Source organism: Xanthomonas sp. NCPPB 3174 (assembly GCF_056725205.1).
Map to the genome: position 1 here is coordinate 3,740,254 of NZ_CM161517.1, position 26,198 is coordinate 3,766,451.

The 26,198-nt window shown below is 69.7% G+C and carries 23 protein-coding genes; 9 read left to right on the forward strand and 14 right to left on the reverse strand.

The genetic code is table 11. The annotated features are described in order from the left end of the window. Positions 1-4: 4 nt before the first annotated feature. The 3 genes from AC1PK7_RS16120 to AC1PK7_RS16130 are packed head-to-tail and all read right to left on the reverse strand — an operon-like array spanning position 5 to position 2,516. Positions 5-679 (reverse strand): type IV pilus inner membrane component PilO, encoded by a 675-nt coding sequence (locus AC1PK7_RS16120; RefSeq protein WP_010340866.1) that lies wholly within the window; start codon positions 677-679, stop codon positions 5-7. Continuing rightward, complete coding sequence (locus AC1PK7_RS16125) at positions 676-1,458, reverse strand: PilN domain-containing protein (RefSeq protein WP_481098798.1); 783 nt, start codon at positions 1,456-1,458, stop codon at positions 676-678. The genes AC1PK7_RS16120 and AC1PK7_RS16125 overlap by 4 nt, the downstream gene beginning before the upstream one ends. Beyond that, complete coding sequence (locus AC1PK7_RS16130; RefSeq protein WP_017908825.1) at positions 1,458-2,516, reverse strand: pilus assembly protein PilM; 1,059 nt, start codon at positions 2,514-2,516, stop codon at positions 1,458-1,460. Before AC1PK7_RS16130 ends, AC1PK7_RS16125 begins: the two co-directional genes overlap by 1 nt. Before the next feature lie 218 nt (positions 2,517-2,734). Here AC1PK7_RS16130 and AC1PK7_RS16135 point away from each other — a divergent pair, with 218 nt between their 5' ends. Both AC1PK7_RS16135 and AC1PK7_RS16140 read left to right on the forward strand, forming a co-directional pair. Further along, a complete protein-coding gene (locus AC1PK7_RS16135; RefSeq protein ID WP_481098799.1) occupies positions 2,735-5,161 on the forward strand; it encodes a penicillin-binding protein 1A in 2,427 nt (808 codons plus the stop codon). A gap of 153 nt (positions 5,162-5,314) precedes the next feature. Beyond that, complete coding sequence (locus tag AC1PK7_RS16140) at positions 5,315-5,959, forward strand: hypothetical protein (protein WP_010341535.1); 645 nt, start codon at positions 5,315-5,317, stop codon at positions 5,957-5,959. A 151-nt stretch (positions 5,960-6,110) separates the two neighbouring features. Here the strand turns inward: AC1PK7_RS16140 and AC1PK7_RS16145 are convergent, their stop codons facing one another. The 9 genes from AC1PK7_RS16145 to AC1PK7_RS16185 form a co-directional block, all read right to left on the reverse strand. After that, positions 6,111-7,400 (reverse strand): citrate synthase, encoded by a 1,290-nt coding sequence (locus tag AC1PK7_RS16145; RefSeq protein ID WP_152236123.1) that lies wholly within the window; start codon positions 7,398-7,400, stop codon positions 6,111-6,113. A gap of 289 nt (positions 7,401-7,689) precedes the next feature. After that, on the reverse strand, positions 7,690-7,932 hold the full coding sequence (locus AC1PK7_RS16150; protein ID WP_010341537.1) for a type B 50S ribosomal protein L31: 243 nt from the start codon (positions 7,930-7,932) through the stop codon (positions 7,690-7,692). Between the two features lie 153 nt (positions 7,933-8,085). Continuing rightward, on the reverse strand, positions 8,086-9,024 hold the full coding sequence (locus AC1PK7_RS16155) for a nucleoside hydrolase (RefSeq protein WP_017914112.1): 939 nt from the start codon (positions 9,022-9,024) through the stop codon (positions 8,086-8,088). 280 nt (positions 9,025-9,304) lie between these two features. Further along, positions 9,305-11,455: an ATP-dependent DNA helicase RecG gene (recG, locus tag AC1PK7_RS16160; RefSeq protein WP_481098800.1), complete on the reverse strand. Its 2,151-nt coding sequence runs from the start codon at positions 11,453-11,455 to the stop codon at positions 9,305-9,307. Between the two features lie 9 nt (positions 11,456-11,464). Continuing rightward, positions 11,465-11,848 carry a RidA family protein gene (locus AC1PK7_RS16165; protein WP_010341827.1) on the reverse strand — a complete coding sequence of 128 codons (384 nt, stop codon included), beginning with the start codon at positions 11,846-11,848 and terminating at the stop codon, positions 11,465-11,467. A gap of 298 nt (positions 11,849-12,146) precedes the next feature. Continuing rightward, positions 12,147-14,318 carry a RelA/SpoT family protein gene (locus AC1PK7_RS16170; RefSeq protein ID WP_017909851.1) on the reverse strand — a complete coding sequence of 724 codons (2,172 nt, stop codon included), beginning with the start codon at positions 14,316-14,318 and terminating at the stop codon, positions 12,147-12,149. 100 nt (positions 14,319-14,418) lie between these two features. Continuing rightward, a complete protein-coding gene (gene rpoZ / locus AC1PK7_RS16175; protein WP_010343101.1) occupies positions 14,419-14,718 on the reverse strand; it encodes a DNA-directed RNA polymerase subunit omega in 300 nt (99 codons plus the stop codon). 112 nt (positions 14,719-14,830) lie between these two features. Next, a complete protein-coding gene (gmk, locus tag AC1PK7_RS16180; protein ID WP_010343100.1) occupies positions 14,831-15,457 on the reverse strand; it encodes a guanylate kinase in 627 nt (208 codons plus the stop codon). A 153-nt stretch (positions 15,458-15,610) separates the two neighbouring features. Next, complete coding sequence (locus AC1PK7_RS16185) at positions 15,611-16,471, reverse strand: YicC/YloC family endoribonuclease (protein WP_481098801.1); 861 nt, start codon at positions 16,469-16,471, stop codon at positions 15,611-15,613. 107 nt (positions 16,472-16,578) lie between these two features. Between AC1PK7_RS16185 and rph the strand changes: the two genes are divergently transcribed. The 7 genes from rph (at position 16,579) to pepQ (ending at position 24,038) form a co-directional block, all read left to right on the forward strand. Next, complete coding sequence (rph, locus tag AC1PK7_RS16190; protein WP_481098802.1) at positions 16,579-17,304, forward strand: ribonuclease PH; 726 nt, start codon at positions 16,579-16,581, stop codon at positions 17,302-17,304. Then, entirely contained in the window at positions 17,301-17,690 is a 390-nt protein-coding gene (locus tag AC1PK7_RS16195; protein WP_481098803.1) for a VOC family protein, read from the forward strand. Before rph ends, AC1PK7_RS16195 begins: the two co-directional genes overlap by 4 nt. Continuing rightward, the gene (gene rdgB / locus AC1PK7_RS16200) at positions 17,687-18,298 is read left to right on the forward strand and encodes an RdgB/HAM1 family non-canonical purine NTP pyrophosphatase (protein ID WP_209248789.1); all 612 of its coding nucleotides are present in this window, start codon (positions 17,687-17,689) and stop codon (positions 18,296-18,298) included. Before AC1PK7_RS16195 ends, rdgB begins: the two co-directional genes overlap by 4 nt. Positions 18,299-18,422: 124 nt before the next feature. Further along, a complete protein-coding gene (gene hemW, locus AC1PK7_RS16205) occupies positions 18,423-19,652 on the forward strand; it encodes a radical SAM family heme chaperone HemW (RefSeq protein WP_481098804.1) in 1,230 nt (409 codons plus the stop codon). Between the two features lie 75 nt (positions 19,653-19,727). Further along, positions 19,728-22,112, forward strand: coding sequence for a DUF1631 domain-containing protein (locus tag AC1PK7_RS16210; protein ID WP_481098805.1), 2,385 nt, complete (start codon positions 19,728-19,730; stop codon positions 22,110-22,112). Next, positions 22,109-22,450 (forward strand): PilZ domain-containing protein, encoded by a 342-nt coding sequence (locus AC1PK7_RS16215; protein ID WP_019800853.1) that lies wholly within the window; start codon positions 22,109-22,111, stop codon positions 22,448-22,450. Before AC1PK7_RS16210 ends, AC1PK7_RS16215 begins: the two co-directional genes overlap by 4 nt. A gap of 262 nt (positions 22,451-22,712) precedes the next feature. Further along, on the forward strand, positions 22,713-24,038 hold the full coding sequence (pepQ, locus tag AC1PK7_RS16220) for a Xaa-Pro dipeptidase (RefSeq protein WP_481098806.1): 1,326 nt from the start codon (positions 22,713-22,715) through the stop codon (positions 24,036-24,038). A 112-nt stretch (positions 24,039-24,150) separates the two neighbouring features. On the opposite strand, the gene AC1PK7_RS16225 is transcribed toward pepQ, so the two are convergent. Both AC1PK7_RS16225 and AC1PK7_RS16230 read right to left on the reverse strand, forming a co-directional pair. Then, positions 24,151-25,482 carry an aminopeptidase P N-terminal domain-containing protein gene (locus AC1PK7_RS16225; protein WP_481098807.1) on the reverse strand — a complete coding sequence of 444 codons (1,332 nt, stop codon included), beginning with the start codon at positions 25,480-25,482 and terminating at the stop codon, positions 24,151-24,153. Next, on the reverse strand, positions 25,482-26,027 hold the full coding sequence (locus AC1PK7_RS16230) for a YecA/YgfB family protein (protein ID WP_010342809.1): 546 nt from the start codon (positions 26,025-26,027) through the stop codon (positions 25,482-25,484). The genes AC1PK7_RS16225 and AC1PK7_RS16230 overlap by 1 nt, the downstream gene beginning before the upstream one ends. Between the last annotated feature and the right edge of the window lie 171 nt (positions 26,028-26,198).

The window sequence follows — 26,198 nt, forward strand, 5'->3', positions numbered from 1 at the left end:
CGGCTCATGCGCCACCACCTTGCTTGCCGGCCTTCTTCGCAGCCGCCGCGGCCTGTTCCTGGTCGGCCATTTCCTTGTCGTCCAGATAGCGATAGGTCTTGACCGTGCCGGACAGCTCCAGTTCGCCGCGCGCGGTGATGCCGTTGCTCTTGTCGCGCGGTTTCAGGTTGATGTCGTGCATGGTCAGGATCACCACCCGCGGCAGCGAAGCCACACCGCTGACGAAGGCGCCGAACTGGTGGTAGCTGCCGACCATGCGCAGGGCGATCGGCTTCTCTGCGTAGAACTCCTTCGGCGACTCCGGCCCCGGCTGGAACAGCTCGTTGGTCAGGCCGCTGGACAGCGCGGTCTGCGAGATGTCGATGATCAGGTCGGGCATCTCGGTCTTGCTGGGCAGCTGCCGCAGCATCTGTTGCAGCACCTGCTCCATCTGCACCAGTTGCTGCTTCAGCGGCTGCAGGTTCACCGCCCGGCTCTGTTCCTTCTCGAAGGAGGCGCGCAGCTCGGTCTCCTTCTGCTCCAGCGTCTGCAACTCGTCGCTCTTGCTGCTGATCAGCAGGAACCAGGAAATGGCCAGGATGAACAGGGTCACCAGCACGCAGAACACGATCTTGGCCTGCTGCGGCCAATTGCCGAGATTGTTGAAATCCAGCTCTTTGATGTTGAATTTCTTGCTCATGACGCCGGTCCCTGTTGCACTGGCTTGGCGGCGGGAGCCGGCGCGGTGGCCGGCGCCGGTGCGGCAGGGCTACCCGCGGCAGGCGCGGGGGCCGCCGGTGCCTGCGCCGGCGCGCCTGGCGCGACGCCGGCAGGTGCTGCGCCCGGCGTGGCGGGCGTCGCCGCACCGCCGGGTGCCGTCGCGTCGGCCGCCGGATCGGTGCTCTCGCCGGGCACCGGCAGCTTGACCCGCAGCGTGAACACGTACGGCAACGCCTTGGTGTCGACGATCGGGCCCTTGGCTTCCTTCTCCTGCGCCTTGGCCTCGATCACCGTCAGCTCCGGGTTGGTCATCCAGCCCGAACCTTCCAGGTTGCGCATGTAGGTACTGACCCGCGCATTGGACTGCGAGCGGCCTTCCAGGGTCAGCATGTCGCCCTCCTGCTTCACCGAGGTCAGCACCACGCCGTCGGGAATGGTCCGCACCAGCGAGTCGAACAGGTGCACCATCTGCGAGCGCTTGGCCTGCAGTTCCTCGATGACCTGCTTGCGCGCCAGCAGCCGGCGCTTCTTCTCGTCGAGGGTGTCGATTTCCTTGTTCTGCGCCTGGACCTTCTCGATCTCGGTCTGCAGATACGCGTTGCGCTCGTTCTGGCCACTGATCTGCAGGTCGTAGTAGAACCAGATCAGCCCCGCCAGCAGCACCCCGGCGAACGCGGCCAGGCCAAGCATCGAATAGAACTCGCGTTCGCGCTGCTTGCGCCGTTCCGCCCGCCAGGGCAGCAGATTGATCTTCGCCATCAGTCGAAGCTCCTCAGCGCCAGGCCGGTGGCGATCATCAGCGCCGGCGCGTCCTGGGCCAGCGCATGCGCCTGCACCTTCGGCCCCAGGGTCATCTGCGCCAACGGGTTGGCGACCACCGTGGCCACGCCCAGTTGCTCCTCCACCATCTCCGGCAGCCCGGCCAGGGCGGCGCAGCCACCCGCCAGGACGATGTGGTCGACCCGGTTGAATTCGCTGCCGGCGTAGAAGAACTGCAGCAGGCGGCTGATCTGCTGCACCGTGGCTTCCTTGAACGGCTCCAGCACCTCGACCTCGTAGCTCTCCGGCAGCCCGCCCTGGCGCTTGGCCATGCCGGCTTCCTCGTAGGTCAGGCCGTAGCGGCGCATCACTTCGTCGGTCAGCTGCTTGCCGCCGAACACCTGTTCGCGGCTGTACAGGCTGCGCCCGCCGCGCAGGACGTTGAGGGTGGTCATGGTGGCGCCGATGTCGACCAGGGCAACGATGCCGTCGGCGGCCACCGGCAGCTCGCTGGCCACCAGCGCGAAGGCGTTCTCGACCGCGAAGGCCTCCACGTCCATCACCTTGGCCACCAGACCTCCCAGCTCCAGGGCCGACTGGCGCAGTTCCACGTTCTCCGAGCGCGAGGCCGCCAGCAGCACCTGCACCATCTCGGGGTTGTTGGGGATGACGCCCAACACCTCGAAATCCAGGTTCACTTCGTCGATCGGGTACGGGATGTAGTTCACCGCCTCCAGCTCGACCTGGGCTTCCAGTTCGCTCTCGTCCAGTTCGGCCGGCATCGGGATCACCTTGGTGATCACCGCCGAACCGGCCACGGCGGCCGCGGCATGCTTGGCACGGGTGCCGGAGCGGGTCACGGCGCGGCGGATCGCCTCGCCCACCGCCTCGACCTCGACGATGTTCTTTTCGACCACGGCATTGGGAGGCAAGGGTTCGACGGCGTAATGCTCGACGCGGAACCGGTTGCCGTTACGCGAAAGCTGCAGCAGCTTGACCGCGGTCGAGCTGATGTCGATGCCGATCAGCGGCTGCTGACTCTTTGGGATAAGCCCCACGGATTTTCCCCTGCCGGCGGGCACTTGGACGCCAATGTTGCGCCAGCGCATTAATAACAAATTTTTTGCAATTGGCAACCGCCCGGTTGCATACCGCGATCCGTGTCACGGCATGACCTGCGGCAGCAAACCCGTCGCATCCCCGGAACCGGCCCCAGCCGCTCCCCGGCGTACTCTATACTCTGCGCCCAAGAAATCTGCAATCGGAATCTCTCGCGATGCCCCGTTTTCGTCGTTGGCTGCGCTGGGCGCTGGTCTTGTTCGTCCTCCTCGGCCTGGTCGGCGCCGCCGTGGCAGGCGGGCTGTACTACGTCGTCTCCTCCAAGCTCCCTGACGTGCAGACCCTGCGCAAGGTCGAACTGCAGGAGCCCATGTACGTCTATTCCAGCGACGGCAAGCTGATGGCGCTGTTCGGCGAGACCCGACGCTACCCCATCACCATGAAGGACGTGCCGGAGCGGCTGAAGCAGGCCTTCCTGGCCACCGAGGACGCCCGCTTCTACGAGCATGGCGGGGTCGACTACAAGGGCATCGCCCGCGCGGTGTGGCTGCTGGCCACCACCAACGACAAGCGCGTGCCGGGCGGCTCCACCATCACCCAGCAGGTCGCCCGCCAGTTCTTCCTGAGCTCGGAATACAGCTACACGCGCAAGCTGGCGGAGATCCTGCTGGCGCGCAAGATCGAGTCCGAGCTGACCAAGGACGAGATCTTCGAGCTGTATCTGAACAAGAGCTTCTTCGGCAACCGCGCCTACGGCATCGCCGCCGCCGCCGAGTACTACTACGGCAAGAAGCTCAACGAGCTGAGCCTGGACGAGATGGCCTCGCTGGCCGGCATCCCCAAGTTCCCCTCCAGCGGCAACCCGATCAGCAACCCCGAGCGCGCCAAGCAGCGCCGCGACAACTACGTGCTCAGCCGCATGGCCGCGCTGGGCTTCATCACCCCGGCCGAGGCCGAGGCGGCCAAGGCGGTGCCGATGCACGCCGCCCCGCACGAGCGCCCGGTCGAGGTCGAGGCCCCGTACGTGGCCGAACTGGTGCGCCAGGAGATGATCGCGCGATTCGGCGGCGACGTGCTGGACAAGGGCTACCACGTCTACACCAGCATCGATTCGACCCTGCAGACCGCGGCCAACCATGCGGTGCGCGAGGGCCTGGTCGTCTACGATCGTCGCCATGGCTGGCATGGCGTCGAGAAGCACTTCGACGTCCCCGCCAACGCCGATGCCGCGGCGCTGGCCAGCCACCTGAGCGGCGTCTACGTGCAGGGCGGGATGCTGCCGAGCATCGTCGCCAGCACCGGCAGCGACGGCAGCGCCACCGTGGTGCTCGCCAACAAGACCGAGCTGGTGCTGCCGGTGGCCGCCAGCCGCTGGACCGGGCGCAGCCCGGCCACCCTGCTCAAGCGCGGCGACCTGGTGCGCATCCAGGCCGGCGACAAGCCGGGCGAGTGGGAGATCACCCAGATCCCGCGCGGCCAGGCCGCCCTGGTCTCGCTGGACGCCAACAACGGCGCGCTGCGCGCCATGGTCGGCGGCTTCAGCTACGCCGGCAACAAGTTCAACCGCGCCACCCAGGCGCGCCGCCAGCCCGGCTCCAGCTTCAAGCCGTTCCTGTACGCGGCCTCGTTCGAGAAGGGCTTCAACCCGGCGTCGATCGTGCTCGACGCGCCGGTGGTGTTCCGCGACCGCCGCGGCAAGACCTGGTCGCCGCAGAACGACGGCGGCGGCTTCCGCGGCCCGATGCGCCTGCGCGAGGCGCTGGTGCAGTCGCGCAACCTGGTCTCGGTGCGCCTGCTGGACGCCATCGGCGTCGACTTCGCGCGCAAGTACATCAGCCAGTTCGGCTTCCAGGAAGCCGAGCTGCCGCCGAACCTGTCGATGTCGCTGGGCACCGCCTCGCTGACCCCGCTATCGGTGGCGCGCGGCTATACCGTGTTCGCCAACGGCGGCTCGCTGGTCAATACCTGGATCATCGACAAGGTCACCGACCGCGACGGCAAGGTGCTGTTCCAGGAGCATCCGCTGACCGCCTGCCGCAGCTGCGGCAGCGTCGGCGGCAACGCCGCGCCGGTCAGCCAGGTGGTGGACGGCTTCAACTTCGGCGCGGCCACGCCGCCGCCGGCGGCCAAGCCGGCAGAGACCCCGGCCACGGCGGCTGCAGCGGAGAAGCCCGCCGACCCCGAGGCCAAGGTGGCGCCGCGCGCCATCGACGAGCGCACCGCCTATCAATTGGTGTCGATGATGCGCGACGTGGTCCAGCGCGGCACCGGCACCCCGGCCAAGGTGCTCGGCCGCGAGGACGTCGGCGGCAAGACCGGCTCCACCAACGACCACCGCGACGCCTGGTTCTCCGGCTTCGGCGGCCCGTACGTGACCACCGTCTGGGTCGGCCGCGACGACTACCGTTCGCTGGGCTACCGCGAGTACGGCGGCAAGGCGGCGCTGCCGATCTGGATCGACTACATGCGGGTCGCGCTGAAGGACCAGCCGATCGCCCGCAACGACCCGCCTGGCGGCATGGTCCAGGTCACTCTCAACGGCGCTACCGAATGGGTCAAGACCGAGGACATGGACCGCATCCAGCAGTTCGACGAAAGCCTGCAGGACCAGAAGACCGACGACGCGGCCTTCGACATCTTCTGATCGGGCTGCGCTTCCCCGCCCCGGCGCGCGCCGGGGCAGTTGCCGCCCAGCGCGCCTCGCCCGGCGGACGCCGCCTCAGGCAGCGGCGCCGGCTACACCCGAATTTCGCAAGGCTGCGGTACAGTCGGGGCAGGCTTTGAGGGGAGGCGCTCCATGCACCACGCTCGGCAACATGCCCGGACCCGCACGCACGAACGCCGCCGCCGTCTGGCGCACGAAGCCGCCCGGCTGATGGCCGAAGGCGGCATCCGCGATTTCCACCAGGCCAAGCTCAAGGCCGCCGACCGGCTCGGCATCCACGACGATGCCTCGCTGCCGCGCAACAGCGAGATCGAGGACGCCCTGCGCGAATACCAGCGGCTGTTCGCCGGCCCCGACCATGCCGGCGAACTGCGCCGGCGGCGCGAGGCGGCGCTGCGCGCGATGGACTTCCTGCACGCGTTCGCGCCGCGCCTGGCTGGGCCGGTGCACGACGGCACCGCCGACGCCAACAGCCCGGTGCAGTTGCATCTGCACAGCGACGATGCCGAGGCGGTGGCGCGCTTCCTCGAAGAACACCGCATCCCGGCCGAGCTGCGCAGCCGCCGCCTGCGCCTGGACCGCGAGCGCAGCGAGGACTTCCCGGTGTGGCTATTCACCGCCGAGGAGCTGACCTTCGACCTGACCGTGCTGCCTTACGACGCGCTGCGCCAGGCGCCGCTGTCGCAGGTGGACGAGAAGCCGATGCGCCGCGCCTCGATGCCGCAACTGCGGCAACTGCTGACCGAGCAGGACATCGCCGACTACCAGTACGGCTGAGCGCGTCAGCGCGCCACGCGTTGGCTGCGGCGGGCGCCCTGCCATGGCGCGTGCGCGCGCGGCGAGGCGGACGCCAGCTCTCCCCGCTTCGACCGCGCGAACAAAAACGCCCCGCGAGGCGGGGCGTTTCTGACAGCGATGCGGCGATCGATCAGCGCTTGTCGGCGCTGGTGTAGTCGCGCTTGTCGTAGCCGGTGTAGATCTGGCGCGGACGACCGATCTTCATTTCTGGGTCGACCTGCTGCTCCAGCCAGTGCGAGACCCAGCCGGCGGTACGGGCGATGGCGAACATCACGGTGAACATCTCCACCGGAATGTTCAGCGCCTTGTAGATGATGCCCGAGTAGAAGTCGACGTTCGGGTACAGCTTGCGCTGCACGAAGTAGTCGTCCTTCAGCGCGGCCTCTTCCAGCTTCAGCGCCACTTCCAGCAGCGGGTCGTTGACGCCCAGCTCGCCCAGCACCTTGTGGGTCATCTCGCGGATGATCTTCGCGCGCGGGTCGAAGTTCTTGTACACCCGGTGGCCGAAGCCCATCAGGCGGAAGCTCGAGTTCTTGTCCTTGGCCTTGGCCACGGCGCTCTCGACGTTGTCGGCGGTACCGATCTCTTCCAGCATCTTCAGCACGGCTTCGTTGGCGCCGCCATGTGCCGGACCCCACAGCGCGGTGATGCCGGCGGCGACCGAGGCGTACGGGTTGGCGCCGGTGGAACCGACCAGACGCACGGTCGAGGTCGAGGCGTTCTGCTCGTGGTCGGCGTGCAGGATGAACAGCAGGTCCAGGGCCTTGGCCACGACCGGGTTCATCTGCAGCTGCTCGCTCGGCACCTCGAACATCATGTGCAGGAAGCGCTCGACGTAGCCGAGGTTGTTGCGCGGGTAGCGGATCGGCCAGCCGATGGAGTAGCGGTAGGCGGCGGCGGCGATGGTCGGCACCTTGGCGATCAGGCGGATCGCGGCCAGGCGGCGCTGCTCCGGATCGTTGAGGTCGAGGGTGTCATGGTAGAACGCCGACAGCGAGGCCACGCTACCGGCCAGCATCGCCATCGGGTGCGCGTCGTGGCGGAAGCCGCCGAGGAAGTTCTTCAGCGACTCGTGCATCATCGTGTGATGCGTCACTTCGTGGTCGAACTTCTTGAATTCGTCGGCGGTGGGCAACTCGCCGTTCATCAGCAGGTAGGCCACTTCGAGGAAGTTGGACTTCTCGGCCAGCTGCTCGATCGGGTAGCCGCGGTACAGCAGCACGCCGTTGTCGCCGTCGATGTAGGTGATCGCCGACTTGCAGCTGGCGGTCGCGGTGAAGCCCGAGTCGTAGGTGAAGAGACCGGTCTCCTTGGTCAACTTGGAGATGTCGACGCAATCGTTGCCCAGGGTGGGCTTGAGTACCGGAAGAACGACCGACTTGTCGCCGGCGTTCAACGTGACCTGATCAAGATCGGACACAGTGTGCGCTCCTCGATGGAAGGCGCCTGTCCGATTACGTTGCGAACAGACGCGTGAAGGAAGTCCACGGCAATCGCCACGGATCGCGCCATTATCGCACAGCAGCATTTGCGTCGTCGCTCACCCCTCATGCTGCACGATAGCGGCGGGAAAGCGACACAGCGTTGCATCCTCGCCGCACTTTCACGGAAGGATGACACCGGCGCGTCAACGCCGGGAAGACAGGATGTGGCGGATAGCAAAACGGCCGCGCAAGCGGCCGTCGCTTTACATCCGTCGACGGTTCCGATCAGCGCGCGTAGCGCTTCTGGAACTTGTCGATGCGGCCGCTGGTGTCGATGACCTTGTGCTTGCCCGTGTAGAACGGGTGCGAAGCCGAGGAAATTTCGACCTTGATCAGCGGATACTCTTCGCCGTCCTCCCACTTGACCGTCTCTTTCGAGGACATGGTCGAACGGGTCAGGATCTTGAAATCGGAGGTGACATCGTGGAACACGACGTCGCGGTACTGGGGATGGATGTCGGCCTTCATGGGCTCGCACCGTAGGTGGCTGCTGGACAAGAGGGAAACTATAACAGCCCTGCCGCCCTCCACGCAACGTTTACGTAGCGGCTGCTGAGGTGACATCACTGGCGGCGCCCTGCTCCGCCAGATCCCGCCCGAATCTGGGCGGGATCGGCAGGCTCAGCCGGCGCCGACCGCCGCGCGGGCCAGGCCCAGGAAGCGGGCGTGGTCGTAGCGGATGAGCATGGTCGCATTGTCCGGCAGGCCCAGCTGGCGGTTCCAGTCGACCAGGGTGGCGCCGCGGGTATGCACCCCGGACAGTTCGATCTGCATCGGCCGCGACTGCACTTCCTCCGCGCCGTCGGGCTGCAGCGCCCAGGCCATCGCCAGTGCGTCGGCGGCGTACCAGTGCTCGCCGCGCGCGTCTTCCGACCACAGCCGGGTCTTGCGCGAGATCAGTTCGTAGAAGCGCGCCTTGGGCGCATCCACCGCCAGCCACTGCTCGACCTCGCGGTGGGGCAGGCCGTGCGCCACGGTCGCTTCCCAATCCGCCACTTCGATGTGCGGGAACGCCTTGAACACGATGTGCGCCGCCTCCGGATCGAAGGCGATGTTGAACTCGGCGGCTGGGGTGATGTTGCCGTGGCAGGTGATCGCCCCACCCATGACCAGGAAGCGGCCGACGCGCTGCGGCAGGGTCGGGTCCAGCTTCAGCGCCAGCGCGATGTTGGTCAGCGGCCCCAGCGCGACCAGCAGCAGGCGCCCGGCGTACTGGTGCGACAGGCGCAGGATCGCCAGCGCGGCATGCTCGGCCTCGGCGCCACGCGCGGCCGGCGGCAGGTCGACATCGCCGAAACCGTCCTGGCCATGCACGTGCCCGGCGTCCACCGACGGGTGCAGCAGCGGATCGGCGCAGCCGGCGAACACCGGCACATCCTCGCGCCCGGCCACTTCGCACAGCTTCAGCGCATTGCGCACGGTGTGGCGCAGCCCGACGTTGCCGGCGGCGATGGTCAGCCCGACCACCTCGTGACGCGGATCGGCGAACGCCATCAACAGCGCCAGCGCGTCGTCCACGCCGGGGTCGGTATCGATCAACAGGGGAATCTTGTCGCTCATGCGTCGTTTCGCTCGTCCATTCGGCCGCCGAGTCTGGCACTGCCGGGCAGGCATGGGAAGAAGACGGGATTGGGGAGTCGGGATTGGGGATTCGCAAAAGCGGCATCGCCACGTCTTCGTTCGTAGGAGCGGCTTCAGCCGCGACCGAGCTTTCCCGGTAACGCCCGATCGCGGCTGAAGCCGCTCCTACGAAGAAGACATGTCGGCGTTGCCTTTGCGAATCCCCAATCCCCAATCCCCAATCCCCAATCCCCAATCCCCAATGCCGAATCCCGGCCCCTCACGCCCCGGCGAACCGCACCGCGCCGCCGACCCAGCGCGCGACGATGCGGTCGGCCAGCACCGGCGCCTCGTCGAGCAGCCGGTCGGCCAGGGCGTGCACGCGCGGCAGCAGGCCGGCGTCGCGGGCCAGGTCGGCCACGCGGAAAGCGGCCAGGCCGGTCTGGCGGGTGCCGAGCAGTTCGCCGGGACCGCGCAGTTCCAGGTCCTTCTCGGCGATGACGAAACCGTCGTTGGTCTGGCGCATGGTTTCCAGGCGCTGCCGCGCCATCGCCGACAGCGGCGCCTGGTACATGAGCACGCAGTTCGACGCCGCCGCGCCGCGCCCGACGCGGCCGCGCAGCTGGTGCAGCTGCGCCAGACCCAGGCGCTCGGCGTTCTCGATGATCATCAGCGAGGCGTTGGGCACGTCCACGCCGACCTCGATGACCGTGGTGGCGACCAGCAGGTCGATCTCGCCCTGCTTGAACGCGCGCATCGCCGCCTGCTTCTCCGCCGGCTTCATGCGGCCATGGACCAGGCCCACGCGCAGTTCCGGCAACTGCGCCGAGAGCGCCTCGAAGGTGGCCTGCGCGGCGCTGGCTTCGAGCCGGTTGCCGGCGCCGCCGCCCTGCGCGGACTTCTCGTTGTCCTCGGCCTCTTCGATCAGGGTGCAGACCCAATAGGCCTGGCGGCCCTCGGCGCAGGCCACGCGGATGCGCTGCACCAGTTCCGGACGGCGCTCGGCATTGAGCACGATGGTCTGCACCGGCGTGCGCCCCGGCGGCAGTTCGTCGATCGAGGAAACGTCCAGGTCGGCATAGGCGGCCATCGCCAGCGTGCGCGGGATCGGCGTGGCGGTCATCACCAACTGGTGCGGCACGCCCGCGCCCGAGGCGCCCTTGTCGCGCAGCGCTAGGCGCTGGTGCACGCCGAAGCGATGCTGCTCGTCGACGATGGCCAGGGCCAGGTCGTGGAAGCGCACCGCCTCCTGCATCAGCGCATGCGTGCCGACCACCACCTGCGCCTCGCCGGAGGCGATCTGCGCCAGGGTCGCGCTGCGCGCCTTGCCGGTGACCTTGCCGGCCAGCCAGGCCACGCGCACGCCCAGCGGCTCCAGCCAGCCGCGCAGGTTGGCCAGGTGCTGTTCGGCGAGCAGTTCGGTCGGTGCCGCCAGCGCCGCCTGCTTGCGCTTGTCCACCGCCAGCATCGCCGCCAGCGCGGCGACCACGGTCTTGCCGCTGCCGACGTCGCCCTGCACTAGCCGCAGCATCGGCGCCGGCCGCTCCAGGTCGGCGCGGATCTGCGCGAACACGCGCTGCTGCGCGCCGGTCAATTGGAACGGCAGCGACTGCTGCAGGCGCTTGGCCAGCAGCCCGCGGCCGCGCAGCGATGGCGCCGGCTGGCACTGCATGGCGATGCGCTGGCGGCGCAGGCTCAGGTGATGCGCGAGCAGTTCCTCCAGCGCCAGGCGCTGCTGCGCCGGATGCAGCCCGGCGGCGAGCGCGGCCAGGTCGGCTTGCGGCGGCGGCCGGTGCGCGACCAGCAGCGCGCTGCGCAGCGACGGCAGGCCGAGTTCGGCCAGCAGCGACGCCGGCAGCAGCTCCAGCGCCGCTTCCTCGGGCAGCCGGTCCAGCGCCTGGCCGATCAGCCGACGCACGGTCGCCGGGCCGACGCCCTCCACTGCCGGGTATACCGGATCCAGGCGATCGCCCAGCGCCGCGTCGTCGTCCTCGCCGAGGATCTGATAGCTGGGATGCACGAACTCCAGCCCGTGCTGGCCCGGCTTGGGCGTACCGAAGGCGCGCAAGCGCGCGCCGACCGCGAACTGCGCCGCCTGCGCGGCGCGGAACTGGAAGAAACGCAACACCAGAGTGCCGCGAGACGCGTCGGCGAGCGCCACGCGCAGCATCGGCCGGTAGCGGAAGCCGCGGTCCACCGCCTGCACCCGCCCCTCGACCTGCGCCGGCACGCCCGGCTGCAACGCCGCGACCGTGGTCAGCCGGGTGCGGTCCTCATAGCGCAGCGGCAGGTGCAGCCACAGATCCTGCAGGGTGGACAGGCCGCGCGCGGCGAATTTCTCCGCCAGTTTGGGACCGACGCCGGGCAGCGTGGTCAGCGGCGCCTCGCCTGCCGCCGACAGCGCCGGCGCCGGAACCTGCACGCGCGGCACGGCGGGGGATCAGTCCAGCACCATCACCGCGTCCACTTCGAATCCCGCGCCCTTGGGCAGCGCCGAGACTTCGATGGTGGAACGCGCGGGGAACGGCGCCTGGAAGTAGTCCTGCATCACCGCATTGACCTGCGCGAACTGCGCCAAGTCGGTGAGGTACAGCCCCAGGCGCACGATGCGGTCCAGCGACCCGCCGGCTGCCTCGGCCACCGCCTGCAGGTTGTCGAAGGCGCGGCGCGCCTGCGCAGCGATGTCGCCGGCGACGATCTCGCCGGTGGCCGGATCCAGCGGGATCTGCCCGGAGAAGTACACGGTGTTGCCGGCGCGCACGGCCTGCGAATACGGGCCGATCGCGGCCGGTGCACGGTCGGTATGGATGATCTGGCGGGACATGGCGACTCCGTTGGAAGAATGTCCGCCTAGTTTAGCTGGCGTGCGCGGTTGGGGATTGGGGATTGGGGATTGGGGATTGGGGATTGGGGATTGGGGATTGGGGATTCGGGATTCGGGATTCGGGAATCGGGACAGCATGCCGGCAAGGCATGCCACGCGATCCGCACGCACGCTTTCGCAGGAGCGGCTTCCGCCGCGATGCTTCATCGGTAAGGCGTCGCGGCTGAAGCCGCTCCTACGACGCCAGGACCAGGCCCGCTCCGAATCCCCAATCCCGACTCCCCAATCCCGGCACCACCTACTGGCGGCGCACGCTCTGCACCGCATTCAAGCGCCGCAGCCGGCGCATCACCTCGGCCAGGTGGTTACGGTCGCGGACCTGGATGTTGAAGCGCAGCACCGCGGCGTTGAAGTCGCGGTCCAGGTAGTCGACGCGCTCGATGTTGGACTGGCTCTGCGCGATTGCCGCGGCCAGTTGCGCCAGCACGCCGGTGCGGTTCTCCACGTCCACCACCAGCGCGGTGTCGTAGTCGCCGATGACGCTGGTATCCCAGCCGATCGGCACCCAGCGCTCGGGCGACTTGCGCAGTTCGGCCAGGTTCGGACAGTCCAGGCGATGCACCACGATGCCCTTGCCGGCGGTGTGGTAGCCCATGATCTCGTCGCCGGGAATCGGCTGGCAGCAATTGGCGAAGCTGACCACGCCGCGCTCGGTGCCGTTGATCAGGATCTTTTCCTGCGAATGCTTGGAATGGCCGCCGCCGCGCAGTTCGGCGTACGCCATCAGCGCCTGCGCGGCCTGGTTGGGCATCCAGTTGCCCAGCGCCACGTCGGCCAGCAGTGCCTCCAGGCGCGGGTAGCGGTGCTCGCTGAGGAACGAATCCAGGCGTCCCTTGGGCAGCCGTTCCAGCGAACTGTCCATCGCCTCCAGCGCGCGGTCGAGCATGCGGTGGCCGAGCTGCACCGCGTCCTCGTGCTCGAGCTGCTTGAGCTGGTGGCGGATCGCGGTGCGCGCCTTGCTGCTGACCACGAACTCCAGCCACTGCGGCTTGGGCGTGGCCGAGCGCGCGGTGATCACTTCCACCGTCTGTCCGCTGACCAGCTTGGTGCGCAGCGGCACCAGCTTCTTGTCCACGCGCGAGGCCACCGCGCGGTTGCCGACGTCGGTGTGCACCGCATAGGCGAAGTCCAACGCCGTGGAGTTGCGCGGCAGCGCCAGGATCTTGCCCTTGGGCGTGAACAGGTAGACCTCGTCCGGAAACAGGTCGACCTTGACGTTGTCCAGGAACTCCAGCGACGAGCCGGCGGCGCGCTGCGATTCGATCAGCTCGACGATCCACGCATGCGCGCGGCTCTGCGCGCTGTTGGGCGAGTCGCCGCCGAACTTGTAGGTCCAGTGCGCGGCGACGCCGCGCTCGGCGATCAGGTCCATTTCCTCGGTGCGGATCTGCACCTCGATCGGCGAGCCGTAGGGCCCGAACAGCACCGTGTGCAGCGACTGGTAGCCGTTGGCCTTGGGAATGGCGATGAAGTCGCGGAAGCGCGCGTCCAGCGGCTTGAAGGTGGCATGCACCGCGCCGAGGGCGTGGTAGCAGTCGGGCACGCCGCGCACCACCAAGCGGAAGCCGAACACGTCCATCACCTGGTCGAAGGATTTGTTCTCGTCGCGCATCTTGTTGTAGATGCTCCACGGCGTCTTGATCCGGCTCACCAGACGGTGCTCCAGTCCTTCCTTGGCCAGACGCTGCGACAACTGCACTTCCACCTGCGCCATCGACTCGCGGCGCACCACCGGCTGGCTGCGGATGTGTTTTTCGATGATCGCGTGCCGCCACGGATGCAGCGCGCGGAAGCCGAGGTTCTGCAGCTCGGACTTCATCAGGCTCATGCCCAGGCGCTGGGCGATCGGCGCGTAGATCTCCAGGGTCTCGCGGGCGATGCGGCTGCGCGCCTCGGCGCTCTGCGCGCCCAGCGTGCGCATGTTGTGCAGGCGGTCGGCGAGCTTGATCATGATCACGCGCAGGTCGCGCGACATCGCCAGCAGCATCTTGCGGAAGCTCTCGGCGGCCGCTTCCTGGCGGTCGCGGAACTTGAGCTTGTCCAGCTTGGTGACGCCGTCGACCAGTTCCGCCACCGCCTCGCCGAACTCGGCGGCCAGCTCGGCGCGGGTCAGCGGGGTGTCCTCGATGGTGTCGTGCAGGATCGCCGCGATCAGCGCCTCCACGTCCAGGCCGAGCTCGGCCAGTACACCGGCCACCGCCACCGGGTGGGTGATGTAGGGCTCGCCGGACTTGCGGGTCTGCCCCGCGTGCGCGGCCGCACCGACCTCCCACGCACGCCGCAGCAGCGGGATCTGCTCGGGCGGCAGATAGCTGGCGCTGCGTTCGAGCTGCAGGACGTAGTCGGGGACCGCCTCGTCGGCCGACGACGGCGCGGCGTGGGCGACCTGGGCAGAAGGGCCTGGGTTCATGCGGAAAGACTATGCCAGCGGCGCGTGGACGGCAAACCCGCAAAACGAAACAGCCCGCGGATGCGGGCTGTTCGCAGGACGATCGCGACGCGGGACGCGATCAGTCGTCGTTCTTGGACATGTCCTCGTCGGCCACCACTTCGGCCGCGGCCCATTCCAGGGCTTCGCGCTCGGCGCGCTCGCGCTCGGCCTTCTCGACCTCGTCGATCAGCGCGTTGTCGATCTTGCGCGCGGCGATCTCGCGCAGCGCCAGCACGGTCGGCTTGTCGGCCGACTCGGTGTTGTCGAGGGTGGCCTGCACGCCGTTGGCGAGCTGGCGGGCGCGCTTGGACGCCATCATGACCAGTTCGAAACGGTTGTTAACGACTTCCAGGCAATCTTCTACGGTGATGCGGGCCATGCGGGCTCCCGGCGGGCCGGCGGCGGCCACGCGTTCGAATGAGGGAAAGGGCGGGGATTGTAGGGCGACAGCCGCCCAAGATCAACCCCACCCCATTCAGTTCCCTTTGGAATCAGCCAGTTGGCTGTTCCTGCAGGAGGGTGGCGATCAGCCCGGCGTGGCGCTGCTGCTGCGGCAGCCGGCGCAGGCGGCTGGCGACGAAGATCGCGCACATCTCGTCCACCGCGGTGTCGAAATGCTCGTTGACGATCACGTAGTCGAAGTCGGCGTAGTGCGACATCTCCTCGCGCGCGGCGGCCAGCCGCTGCGCGATCACCGCCTCGCTGTCCTGGCCGCGCTTGCGCATGCGCTGCTCCAGCGCCTCGCGCGACGGCGGCAGGATGAACACGCTGACCGCGTCCGGCACCTTGGCCCGGACCTGACGCGCGCCTTGCCAGTCGATCTCCAGCAGCACGTCGTGGCCGGCGGCCAGCTGCGGCTCGACCGACTGCCGCGCGGTGCCCTTCCAGTCGCCGTGCACGCGGGCATACTCGAAGAAGTCGCCGGCATCGATCATCCGCTGGAACTCGTCGGCGGAGACGAAATGGTAGTGCTCGGCGTGGCGTTCGCCCGGCCGCGGCGCGCGCGAGGTGAACGAGATCGACAGCGCGATTTGCGGGTCGCGCGCCAGGGTCGCGTTGACGATGCTGCTCTTGCCGGCGCCGGAGGGGGCCGCCACGATGTAGAGAGTGCCGCGCATAGGGTCAGGGATTCGGGATTGGGGAGTCGGGATTCGCGAACGGGGCCGCGGGCCGATACCCACGGGGTCGATATGCTACCCGGTATGGACGTGACCCGCCCGGCACTCGGAATCCGCCTTCCCAATCCCCAATCTCGACTCCCGCCATCCCGGCTATTCCAGGTTCTGCACCTGCTCGCGGATCTGGTCGATCAGCACCTTCAGTTCCACCGCGGCGTTGGAGGTGCGGCTGTCCACCGACTTCGAACCCAGTGTATTGGCCTCGCGGTTGAACTCCTGCAGCAGGAAATCCAGGCGCCGGCCCGCCGGTTCCGGCTGGCGCAGCACCCGGCGCAGTTCCTTGATGTGGCTGCCGAGCCGGTCCAGTTCCTCGTCCACGTCCAGCTTCTGCAGCCACAGCACCAGTTCCTGCTCGGCGCGGCCGGGGTCGACCGGATGCGGCAGGTCGGCCAGGCGCGCCGCGAGCTTGGCGCGCTGGCCGTCGCGGATGGCCGGGATCAGCGTGCGTACCTCGCCGGCGATGCGCTCCACCGCATCGACCCGCTCGATGATGGCCGCGGCCAGTTTGCCGCCCTCGCGCTCGCGCGCGGCGACGAACTCGGCCAGCACCTCGTCCAGCAGTTCCAGCGCCTGCGCCTGCAGCGCCGCCGGATCGGCGGCCTGCCCCTGCAGCACGCCCGGCAGCTGCAGCAGGTCGACGAACTGCACCTGTATCTGCGGGAAACGCACCCCCAGCCGCTGTGCGAGCACGCCCAACTGTTCGACCAGCGCCTCGTTCACCGCCAGCGTCTGCGCCGCCTCCGGCGCGCGCAGGCGCAGCATCAGGTCGAGCTTGCCGCGGCTGATCCGCGCGGCGACGCGTTCGCGCAGTTGCGGCTCCAGCGCGCGCAGTTCCTCCGGCAGGCGCACGCCCACCTCCAGGAAACGGTGGTTCACCGAGCGCAGCTCGCACCCCAGCGTGCCCCAGGGAGTGATGCGCTCGGCGCCGGCGTAGGCGGTCATGCTGCGGATCATGCGGTGTTCCAATGCGGGCAAGGGGCGGATGTTAACCTAGCGCCCTTTCCTGCCTTGCCGAACGCGGTCACATGCCGCGCACGCCCCGCCCTTCCCGGAACCCCTGCATGTCCTTCTCCCGTCCCAGCGGCCGCACGGCCGATCAGTTGCGCCCGGTCCGCATCGAACGCGCCTTCACCCGCCATGCCGAAGGCTCGGTCCTGGTCGGCTTCGGCGACACCCGCGTGCTGTGCAACGCCAGCGTCGAGAACCGCGTGCCGGGCTTCCTGCGCGGCAAGGGCGAAGGCTGGGTGACCGCCGAATACGGCATGCTGCCGCGCGCCACCCACTCGCGCTCCGATCGCGAGGCCGCACGCGGCAAGCAGGGCGGACGCACGCTGGAGATCCAGCGCCTGATCGGCCGCGCGCTGCGCGCCTGCGTCGACCGCACCGCCCTGGGGGAGCGCACCATCACCCTGGACTGCGACGTGCTGCAGGCCGACGGCGGCACCCGCACCGCCGCCATCACCGGCGCCTACGTGGCCCTGGTGGATGCGGTGAACTGGCTGCAGAAGCGCGGCGACCTGAAGAAGCCGGTGGTGCTGGGCGCGGTCGCGGCGGTCTCGGTGGGCGTGTACCGCGGCGTGCCGGTGCTGGACCTGGACTACGCCGAGGACAGCGACTGCGATACCGACATGAACGTGGTGATGAACGACGGCGGCGGCTTCATCGAGCTGCAGGGCACCGCCGAGGGCCACGCCTTCCGCCGCGACGAACTGGACGCGCTGCTCGGCCTGGCCGAGCGCGGCATCGGCGAGCTGCTGGCGGCGCAGCGCGCGGCCCTGGCGCAATGAAGCGGCGCCTGGCCCTGGTCACCCTGGTGGTGGCCGACTACGACGAGGCCATCGCCTGGTACACCGGCAAGCTGGGCTTCCAGTTGCTGGAAGACGTGGACCAGGGCCACAAGCGCTGGGTCGTGGTCGGACCTGGCGATGCACGCGGCGCGGCGCTGCTGCTGGCGCGCGCCAGCAACGACGCGCAGCGCAGCCGCATCGGCGACCAGACCGGCGGCCGCGTCGGCTTCTTCCTGCACACCGACGACTTCCAGCGCGACCATGCGGCGATGCGCGCCGCCGGCGTGGAATTCCTGGAAGCCCCGCGTCACGAACCCTATGCCACGGTCGCGGTGTTCCGCGATCTGTACGGCAACACCTGGGATCTGCTGGAGCCCACCGCATGAAACTGGTCCTGGCCAGCAGCAACGCCGGCAAACTCGAAGAACTGCATGCCCTGCTCGACGACGTCGGGGTCGAACTGATCGCGCAATCCACGCTCGGCGTCAGCGATGCCGACGAAACCGGCCTGACCTTCGTCGAGAACGCGCTGCTCAAGGCGCGCCACGCCGCCCGCGTCACCGGCCTGCCGGCGCTGGCCGACGACTCCGGCATCTGCGTGGATGCGCTGCACGGCGCGCCGGGCCTGTATTCGGCGCGCTATGCCGGCGAGCACGGCAATGCGCAGGCCAATATCGACAAGCTGCTTGACGCCCTGCGCGATGTCCCCGACGCGCAGCGCGGCGCGCACTTCTACTGCGTGCTGGTGCTGCTGCGGCATGCCGAGGATCCGCAACCGCTGCTGGTGGAAGGGCGCTGGCGCGGCCGCATCGCGCAAGCCCGTGCCGGCACCGGCGGGCACGGTTACGACCCGGTGTTCCTGGACCCGGAGCACGGCCAGACCGCGGCCGAGATGCCGCTGGCGCTGAAGAACCGCATCAGCCACCGCGCCCTCGCCCTGCAGCAGCTCAAGCAGCGCCTGGCCGAGCTGCTGGCGGCACGGCCGGCCGGGTGACCGCGCCGCGCGTAGGCATCGGGCCGATGCAGGCCACGTGGTGCGCGCAGGCTGCACTGCGCCGCGCCTGCGGCCCCTGACCCACCCCACCCATTCGCCGATCGCACTCCGCTTTCCCGCCGCCATGCCGCATGCCCACGACCATTGCCAGCATCCGCCCGGCGCCGCCTGCCCGGATCCGTCCGCGCACGCCGGCAGCCCGTCGCTGGTGCCGCCGCCGCTGTCGCTCTACGTGCACCTGCCCTGGTGCGTGCGCAAATGCCCGTACTGCGACTTCAACTCGCACGCGGCCAAGGGCGCGCTGCCGTTCGATGCCTACGTGGATGCGCTGATCCGCGACCTGGACCAGGACCTGCCGCTGGTCTGGGGGCGCGTGGTCAACAGCGTGTTCTTCGGCGGTGGCACGCCCAGCCTGTTCCCGCCCGAGGCGATCGACCGCTTCCTGCAGGCCGCCAGCGCCCGGCTGCGCTTCGCGCCAGGCCTGGAGATCACCCTGGAGACCAATCCCGGCACTGCCGAGCACGGCCGCTTCGACCGCTACCTGGCGGCCGGGGTGAATCGCCTCAGCTTCGGCATCCAGAGCTTCGACGACGCGGCCCTGCAGCGGCTGGGCCGCATCCACGACGGCGCCGAGGCCGAGCGCGCGGTGAAGTTGGCGCAGGACGCCGGCTACACCAATTTCAACCTGGACCTGATGTACGCGCTGCCGCAGCAGACCCTGGCCGAGGCCGAGCGCGACATCGCGCAGGCACTGGCGCTGCAGCCGACCCACCTCAGCCACTACCAGCTCACCCTGGAGCCGAACACCGTGTTCGCCGCGCGGCCGCCGCAGGGCATCCCCGAGGACGACGACGCCTGGGACATGCAGGAGCGCTGCCAGGCGCTGCTGGCCGAGGCCGGCTACGCGCAGTACGAGGTCAGCGCCTACGCGCGCGCCGGCTACCGCTGCGCGCACAACCTCAATTACTGGACCTTCGGCGACTATCTCGGCATCGGTGCCGGCGCGCACGGCAAGATCAGCTCCGGCGCCGAGCAGAACATCCTGCGGCGCTGGAAGCACAAGCATCCGCAGGCGTTCCTGGACGCAGCGGGGACGCCGGCGGCGATCGGCGGCGACGAGTGGATTGCGCCGGAGCGGCGCCCGTTCGAGTACATGCTCAACGCCCTGCGCCTCAACGACGGCTTCGCGCTGCGCGACTTCAGCGCCCGCACCGGCCTGCCGCTGCAGGCGATCGCCCCGGCCCTGGCCACCGCGCAGGCCCGCGACTGGCTGCGGGTGGACGCCGGGCACGCCGTCCCGACCGAGCTGGGACGGCGTTTCACCAACGACGTGATCGCCCTGTTCCTGCCCTGAGCCGCGTCGTCCGCCTTGGTTGCGGCGGCGGATCGTGCTACATACCGCGCAGAAAAGTACAACGGCGATCACAGGATGCCCGTGTCTGCGACCCTCCAGGCCCCGACGGCGACGCTTGCCAGCGCCGCCCTGCCGGCGCGCGTGCGCGACATCCTGCGAACCCTGAACAGCCTGCTGTGGCAGGCCCTGGACATGCCGCTGCAGGCGACCCTGGACGAACTGGAGCAGGACCTGCTCGAGCAGGCCGGGCGCGCCCGCAACGGCCAGGTGCAGCAGGACCTGTTCCAGGAAGCGCAGCGCCTGCGCGCGCAGCGCGGGCACTTTGCGCCGCACTACCAGGCGCACCTGGAAGCCGGGCTGGCCGGCATCCGCAGCCCGGCCGCCGCGGCCGCCACGCCGCGCACGGCCAGGCCGGTCGCGGCGGCGCAGATGCTGACCCTGGTCGCCGACGTGGATATCGACCGCGACATCGTGCTGCACGAGATCGCCCGCCGCGAGGCGACCCGCTGCAACATCCCGCTGCAGTTGCTCGGCCAGCGCTTCGGCGTGCTGGCGGCGCGGCCCGCCTTCGAGATCGAGCAGTTGCCGCTGGGGCCGCACGCGCTGTGCCGGCTGCTGCGCGCCGCCGGCGAAACGCTGGGCCTGGGGCTGGACACACAGTTGTCGCTGTACCGCGCCTTCGAACGCCAGGCACTGGCGCGCTATGGCGAGATCGTGGAACGGGCCAATGTGCTGCTGACCCACGCTGGGGTACTCCCGGGCCTGATCTACCTGCCCTACGTGGCGCGCAGCACCAACGTGGAGCCGGGCGCGCGCCGCACCGCGCGCATGGCCGCGGGCACCGCGCCGGCGCCTGCCGACAGCGCCACCCGCGGCGGCGGCGCTGCCCCCGTCCAGGCCGCACCCGCCATGGGCGTGCCGCCGGGGCCTGCCGCCACCACTCCGCTGCCACCAGCGGGTGCAGCGGCGGCCGCCGCGGAACCGGCCGCCAGCGGCCCCGACCTGGCCACCCTGCGCCAGTTGCTGACCGCAGCGCGCGCCAAGGCCGCACCGGCCGCGACGGCGCCCACGACCGCGACCGCCGGTGCCGCCACACTTCCGGCGCGGCCGGCGAGCGCCACCGGTGCGATCCCGGTCCCGACCGCCAGCCTGCTGCAGGCCCTGGGCGAACTGCAGGCGCAACCGCCGGCCCACAGCACCCTGGGCGGGCTGCGCGGACGCCGCCACCTGCGCGACGTGCAGACCGCCCTGCTGCAGGCGCTGCGCGCCAGCCACGGCGCGCAGGCGACCCTGGCCCCACAGCAGGCCGACACCTTCGACCTGCTCGGCCTGCTGTACGGCGAGATCGAGCGCGAGGTGCGCGCCGACGCGCCGGCCGCGGCACTGCTGGAACGCCTGCAGGTGCCGCTGGTGCGCGCCGCGCTGCAGGACCCGGCGTTCTTCGCGCGCAGCCGCCACCCGGCGCGGGAATTGCTCAACGCCGTCGCCGAATCGGGCGCGACCTGGCTCGGCGAAGACGACAGCGATCCGACGCTGCTGCTCAAGCTCAACCAGGCCGTGGACCGCGTGGTCGAGGAATACGAAGGCGACGAAACCGTCTTCGAGCAGGCCCACCAGGACATCCAGGCGCAGCAGCGCAGCCTGGCGCACAAGGCGGAGATCGCCGAACGCCGGCACGTGGAGGCCGCGCGCGGCAAGGAACGGCTGGAACTGGCCAAACAGACCGCCACCGCCACCCTGGAAGCGCTGTGCAACGCCCGGCAACCGCCCGGTTTCGTGCAGACCCTGTTGCAGCAGGCCTGGTCCGACGTGCTGGTGCTGACCCTGCTGCGCCAGGGCGAGGATTCGGAGACCTGGCGCGAACGCATCGGCCTGGCCGAGCGCATCGCCGAGGTCACCTGCCGCAGCGATGGCGCCTCCGATGCCGGCCTGGCCGAGCGCGTGGGCCAGGCGTTGCTGCAGGTGGGCTACCACCAACAGGAGGCCGAGGCCATCGCCCGCCGCCTGTCCACGCCCGGCGGCACCGACGCCACCACCTCGCGCACCGAGCTCAGCGTGCGGCTGAAGGCACGCACCCGTCTGGGCGAGCAGGGCGAGGACGGCGAGCGGCCCTCGCTGCCGCCGCGCAACGAGGCCGAACAGGCGGCGTATGCGCGGCTGCGCACGTTGCCGTTCGGCACCTGGTTCGAATTCGTGGTCAACCAGCAAGGCGACCTGAAGCGGCAACGCCTGTCCTGGTACAGCCCGATCACCGAGCGTGCGCTGTTCGTGAACCAGCGCGGACAGAAGACCGCCGAACACACGCTCGACGGATTGGCGCGGCTGCTGGCGCAGGGCCAGGCCCGCATCGTCAGCGAAGACCGCGCACGCCTGATCGACCGCGCCTGGCAGGCCGCGGTGCGCGCGTTGCGCACCCTGGCCGGCGTTCCCGCCGCCGACGACGCCTTGGAGGGTGCATGAGCAGCGACGCCCGCCGTTCGCCGCGCCGCCAGGTCCCGGACATGGTGCCGGTGCTGGACCTGATGGAAGACGCCGTGGTCGGCCGCCTCGGCAACGTCTCCGAACACGGCATGCTGCTGCTGGCCTCGGCGCCGCTGCACGAGGACGCGCTGTACCAATTGCGCTTCGCGATGCCGCAGGCCGACCGCGACGCGCAGATCGACGTCGGCGCGCATCTGCTGTGGAGCGAACCCTCGCACGCACCAGGCCAGGCCTGGGCCGGTTTCCGCTTCCTGACCATTTCTCCCGCGCATCGCGACCTGCTGCGGCAGTGGATCAACTCGGCCCCCGGCGGCTAGGGCCGCCAATCTTGTAGGAGCGGCTTCAGCCGCGACCGGCCTTCCCGAGGCGCCTCGGTCGCGGCTGAAGCCGCTCCTACGACAGCCATCCGAGTTTCGCGCTTCGAGTCAAAGAGGATCCGGCGGATCGGAAAAGCCCCGCGTCGCCGGCGCAGCTTCGGCAACGCACGCATGCGCACGCCGTCCACCCACGTCCGCACGCCCGCAACGTTTCCGGCACACTGGCGCCCCTGTTTCCGCATCGCCGAACGAGTCCGCCGCCATGCCCCAGCACGACCCAAGCGCCCTGTATCCCGACCACCTGCGCACGCTGACCCAACGCGCCGACGAGGCGCTGGCGCGCGGCGGCTTCGACCACCTGGTGGTCCCCAGCGGCACCCTGCACTACCAGGTGTTCGACGATCGCGACTATCCGTTTTCGGTGAATCCGCAGTTCAAGGCCTGGCTGCCGCTGACGCGGGTGCCGAACAGCTGGCTGGTGTACACGCCCGGGCGCCGCCCGCAGGTGATCTTCCACCAGCCGCGCGACTACTGGCACGTGGTGCCGGACGCGCCCAGTGGCTGGTGGGTGGAGCACTGCGACATCCACCTGATCCGCACCCCGGACGAGGCGCTGGCGCTGCTGCCGGATGCCGCGCGCAGCGCGATCCTCGGCGAGCCGCAGAGCGCGCTGGGCGCCTACGTGCCGAACAACCCGGCGGAGGTGCTGCACTACCTGGAATACCACCGCGCCTACAAGACGCCCTACGAGCTGGCGCTGATGCGCCAGGCGCAGCAGGCGGCAGTGCGCGGCCATCGCGCCGCCGAGGCCGCGTTCCGCGACGGCCGCAGCGAGTTCGAGATCCACATGGCCTACTGCGCCGCGGTCGGCCAGGACGCGAACGAACTGCCGTACGGCAACATCGTGGCATTGAACGAACATGGCGCCGTGCTGCACTACACCGAACTGCAGCGGCAGGCGCCGACGCCGCTGCGCAGCTTCCTGATCGACGCCGGCGCCTCCGCGCACGGCTATGCCAGCGACATCACCCGCACCTACGCCGCCGATCGCGGCAGCGACTTCCAGGCGCTGATCGACGCGGTGGACGCCGCGCAGCAGCGCATGGGCCAGCACGTGCGCGCCGGCGTCGACTACCGGCAACTGCACCTGGATGCGCATCTGGCGCTGATGGGCGTACTCCGGGATGCCGGGGTGCTGAAGGTGTCGCCGGAGACCGCGGTGGCCACCGGCGTCAGCGCCGCGTTCTTCCCGCACGGCCTGGGCCATCCGATCGGCCTGCAGGTGCACGACGTCGCCGGCTTCGCCGCCAGCGACCGCGGCGGCCGCATCGAACGCCCCGACGGCCACCCCTACCTGCGCATGACCCGCACCCTGGAGCCGGGCATGGTGGTGACGATCGAGCCGGGCCTGTACTTCATCGACATGCTGCTCGACGACCTCAAGCAGGCCGGCCACGGCGATAGCGTCGACTGGGCGCGGGTGGCGCAGTTCAAGCCCTACGGCGGCATCCGCATCGAGGACGAAGTGGTGTGCACTCAGGACGCACCCGAGAACCTGACGCGGCCGGTGTTTGCGGCGGCGGCCTGAAGGCCGCCGCCGGGATTGGGGATTCGGGATTGGGGATTCGCAACAGCAAAAGCGCCGGGCCTGCTAGCTGACCTTTCCGCGCGCGGGCGCTGCTTTTTCCATTCTCTAGTCCCTATTCCCCATTCCCAGCCATCAAGGCCTCGATCTCCTCGGCGCTGCGCGCCAAGGCATCGGTGAGCACGCGGTGGCCGTCGTCGGTGATCAGCACGTCGTCCTCGGTGCGGATGCCGATGCCGCGCCACTTCGGGTCCACGTCCTTGTCGTCCGGCGACACGTACAGGCCAGGTTCGATGGTGAACACCATGCCCGGTTCGAGCAGGCGCGATTCGCCGGCCAGCCGGTAGTCGCCGACGTCGTGCACGTCCAGGCCCAGCCAGTGCCCGGTCTTATGCCGATAGAAGCGCCGGTAATCGCCGCTGGCCAGGTTCTGCTCGACGCTGCCCTTGAGCAGGCCCAGCCGCAGCAGGCCTTCGGTCAGGGTCTGCACCGCGGCCAGGTGTCCGGCCTCGTAGGCCACGCCCGGGCGCGCCTGCGCCAGCGCGGCGGCGTGCGCGGCGCCGACCAGGTCGTGCAGCGCGCGCTGTTCGGCGCTGAAGCGGCCATTGGCGGGGAAGGTGCGGGTGATGTCGGCGGCATAACCGCGGTACTCGGCACCGGCATCGACCAGCACCAGATCGCCGTCGCGCAGGCGCGCGGTGTTGGCACGGTAGTGCAGCACGCAGGCGTTGTGGCCGCTGCCGACGATGCTGCCGTAGGCCGGCCAGGCGTCGCCGGCGCGGAATTCGCGCTCGATCTCGGCCTGCACCTGGTATTCGTGCATGCCGGGCTTCGCCAGCCGCATCGCCGCGCGGTGCCCGGCCACGCTCAGGTCGGCGGCCACCTGCATCAGCGCGATCTCGTCGCGCGACTTGAACAGGCGCTGCTCGTGCAGCAGATGGCCGAGCTCCAGGAATTCGTGCGGCGGCTGCGCGCCGTGCCGTACCTGCTCGCGCACGCGCTTGACCCAGCCGATCAGCTTCAGGTCGAAATCGACGTCGCGGCCGAAGTGGTAGTACACCCGCGAGCGGCCTTCCAGCAGCCCGGGCAGGATCTCGTCGAGGTCGTCGATCGGATAGGCATCGTCCATGCCGTAGCGTTCGACCGCGCCTTCCTGGCCCGCCCGCGGACCATCCCAGGCTTCGCGTTCGGGATCGCGTTCGCGGCAGAACAGCAGCGCTTCGCCGTGGCGGCGCCCAGGCACCAGCACCAGCACCGCGTCCGGCTCGGGAAAGCCGCACAGGTACCAGAAATCCGAATCCTGCCGGTACGGGTAATGGGTGTCGTGGCTGCGCACCCGCTCCGGCGCGCTGGGCAGCACCAGGATGGCCTGCTCGCCGGCCATGTCCATCAGTTGCCGACGGCGGCGCGCGTACTCGCCGGAGGAAATCCCGGTGAGCCGCTTCATCAGTTCAGGCGCTGTCGGTGGCGCGGGCCGAGCACGCAGTCGCTGTGCAGCAGCAGCACCGCCACGCGCACGAACTCCTCGATCTCGGCCAGCGCGTCCTCGTCCTCGTCGCCGCTGTCGAAATCGTCGGCGCTGGCCTGGGCCAGGCGCGCCAGGTCCTGCAGCGCCTCCTGCCCTTCCTCGGACAGCGGCGGTGCGGCGCCCGCGGCCAGGCCGAAGCCGCCGAGGAAGCCGCGGCACCAGTCGAACAGCGCGTCGGCGCGCTCGGGCAGCGACGCGCCGGCATCGGCCAGCACCAGGTCGAAACCGAAATCGCGGTCGTTCAGTTGCGCAGCGGTGGCCTCGCGCAGGCGGTCCAGGGCGTCGCCGCTGCGCGGCGCGGCGATGCTGGCGTCGGCCAGCACCGCAGCCGGCCAGGCCGGCAGATCGGCGCCGCCGCCGGCCAGCCAGCCGCACAGGGCGCCGTGCAGTTCGGCCGCCGACGCAGCCAGGCCAAGCGTCCGGCTGGCATCGGCGATCTGGTCGGCAGTGGGAAGTTCGGTCATGGAGCGAAGCCTGTCGGGCGCTGGCCACGGGCCTGTGGCGGCCTGCAGCGGAATCGGGACTGCGCAGTGTAGCAATCGCGTGTGCGCCGCCGCTTGTGGTGGCTTCCGGCACGCGCCTACACTCCACCACCCGTTCTTTGACAGAAGTCACTTTCCGCCATGCCATTGGAG

Excerpts from the sequence above, each read along its gene's own strand:
- AC1PK7_RS16120 (WP_010340866.1), bottom strand. The coding sequence starts at position 679 with ATGAGCAAGAAATTCAACATCAAAGAGCTGGATTTCAACAATCTCGGC.
- AC1PK7_RS16125 (WP_481098798.1), bottom strand. The coding sequence starts at position 1,458 with ATGGCGAAGATCAATCTGCTGCCCTGGCGGGCGGAACGGCGCAAGCAG.
- AC1PK7_RS16135 (WP_481098799.1), top strand. The coding sequence starts at position 2,735 with ATGCCCCGTTTTCGTCGTTGGCTGCGCTGGGCGCTGGTCTTGTTCGTC.
- AC1PK7_RS16140 (WP_010341535.1), top strand. The coding sequence starts at position 5,315 with ATGCACCACGCTCGGCAACATGCCCGGACCCGCACGCACGAACGCCGC.
- AC1PK7_RS16150 (WP_010341537.1), bottom strand. The coding sequence starts at position 7,932 with ATGAAGGCCGACATCCATCCCCAGTACCGCGACGTCGTGTTCCACGAT.
- AC1PK7_RS16155 (WP_017914112.1), bottom strand. The coding sequence starts at position 9,024 with ATGAGCGACAAGATTCCCCTGTTGATCGATACCGACCCCGGCGTGGAC.
- AC1PK7_RS16165 (WP_010341827.1), bottom strand. The coding sequence starts at position 11,848 with ATGTCCCGCCAGATCATCCATACCGACCGTGCACCGGCCGCGATCGGC.
- AC1PK7_RS16170 (WP_017909851.1), bottom strand. The coding sequence starts at position 14,318 with ATGAACCCAGGCCCTTCTGCCCAGGTCGCCCACGCCGCGCCGTCGTCG.
- rpoZ (WP_010343101.1), bottom strand. The coding sequence starts at position 14,718 with ATGGCCCGCATCACCGTAGAAGATTGCCTGGAAGTCGTTAACAACCGT.
- gmk (WP_010343100.1), bottom strand. The coding sequence starts at position 15,457 with ATGCGCGGCACTCTCTACATCGTGGCGGCCCCCTCCGGCGCCGGCAAG.
- AC1PK7_RS16185 (WP_481098801.1), bottom strand. The coding sequence starts at position 16,471 with ATGATCCGCAGCATGACCGCCTACGCCGGCGCCGAGCGCATCACTCCC.
- rph (WP_481098802.1), top strand. The coding sequence starts at position 16,579 with ATGTCCTTCTCCCGTCCCAGCGGCCGCACGGCCGATCAGTTGCGCCCG.
- AC1PK7_RS16195 (WP_481098803.1), top strand. The coding sequence starts at position 17,301 with ATGAAGCGGCGCCTGGCCCTGGTCACCCTGGTGGTGGCCGACTACGAC.
- rdgB (WP_209248789.1), top strand. The coding sequence starts at position 17,687 with ATGAAACTGGTCCTGGCCAGCAGCAACGCCGGCAAACTCGAAGAACTG.
- hemW (WP_481098804.1), top strand. The coding sequence starts at position 18,423 with ATGCCGCATGCCCACGACCATTGCCAGCATCCGCCCGGCGCCGCCTGC.
- AC1PK7_RS16210 (WP_481098805.1), top strand. The coding sequence starts at position 19,728 with ATGCCCGTGTCTGCGACCCTCCAGGCCCCGACGGCGACGCTTGCCAGC.
- AC1PK7_RS16215 (WP_019800853.1), top strand. The coding sequence starts at position 22,109 with ATGAGCAGCGACGCCCGCCGTTCGCCGCGCCGCCAGGTCCCGGACATG.
- pepQ (WP_481098806.1), top strand. The coding sequence starts at position 22,713 with ATGCCCCAGCACGACCCAAGCGCCCTGTATCCCGACCACCTGCGCACG.
- AC1PK7_RS16225 (WP_481098807.1), bottom strand. The coding sequence starts at position 25,482 with ATGAAGCGGCTCACCGGGATTTCCTCCGGCGAGTACGCGCGCCGCCGT.
- AC1PK7_RS16230 (WP_010342809.1), bottom strand. The coding sequence starts at position 26,027 with ATGACCGAACTTCCCACTGCCGACCAGATCGCCGATGCCAGCCGGACG.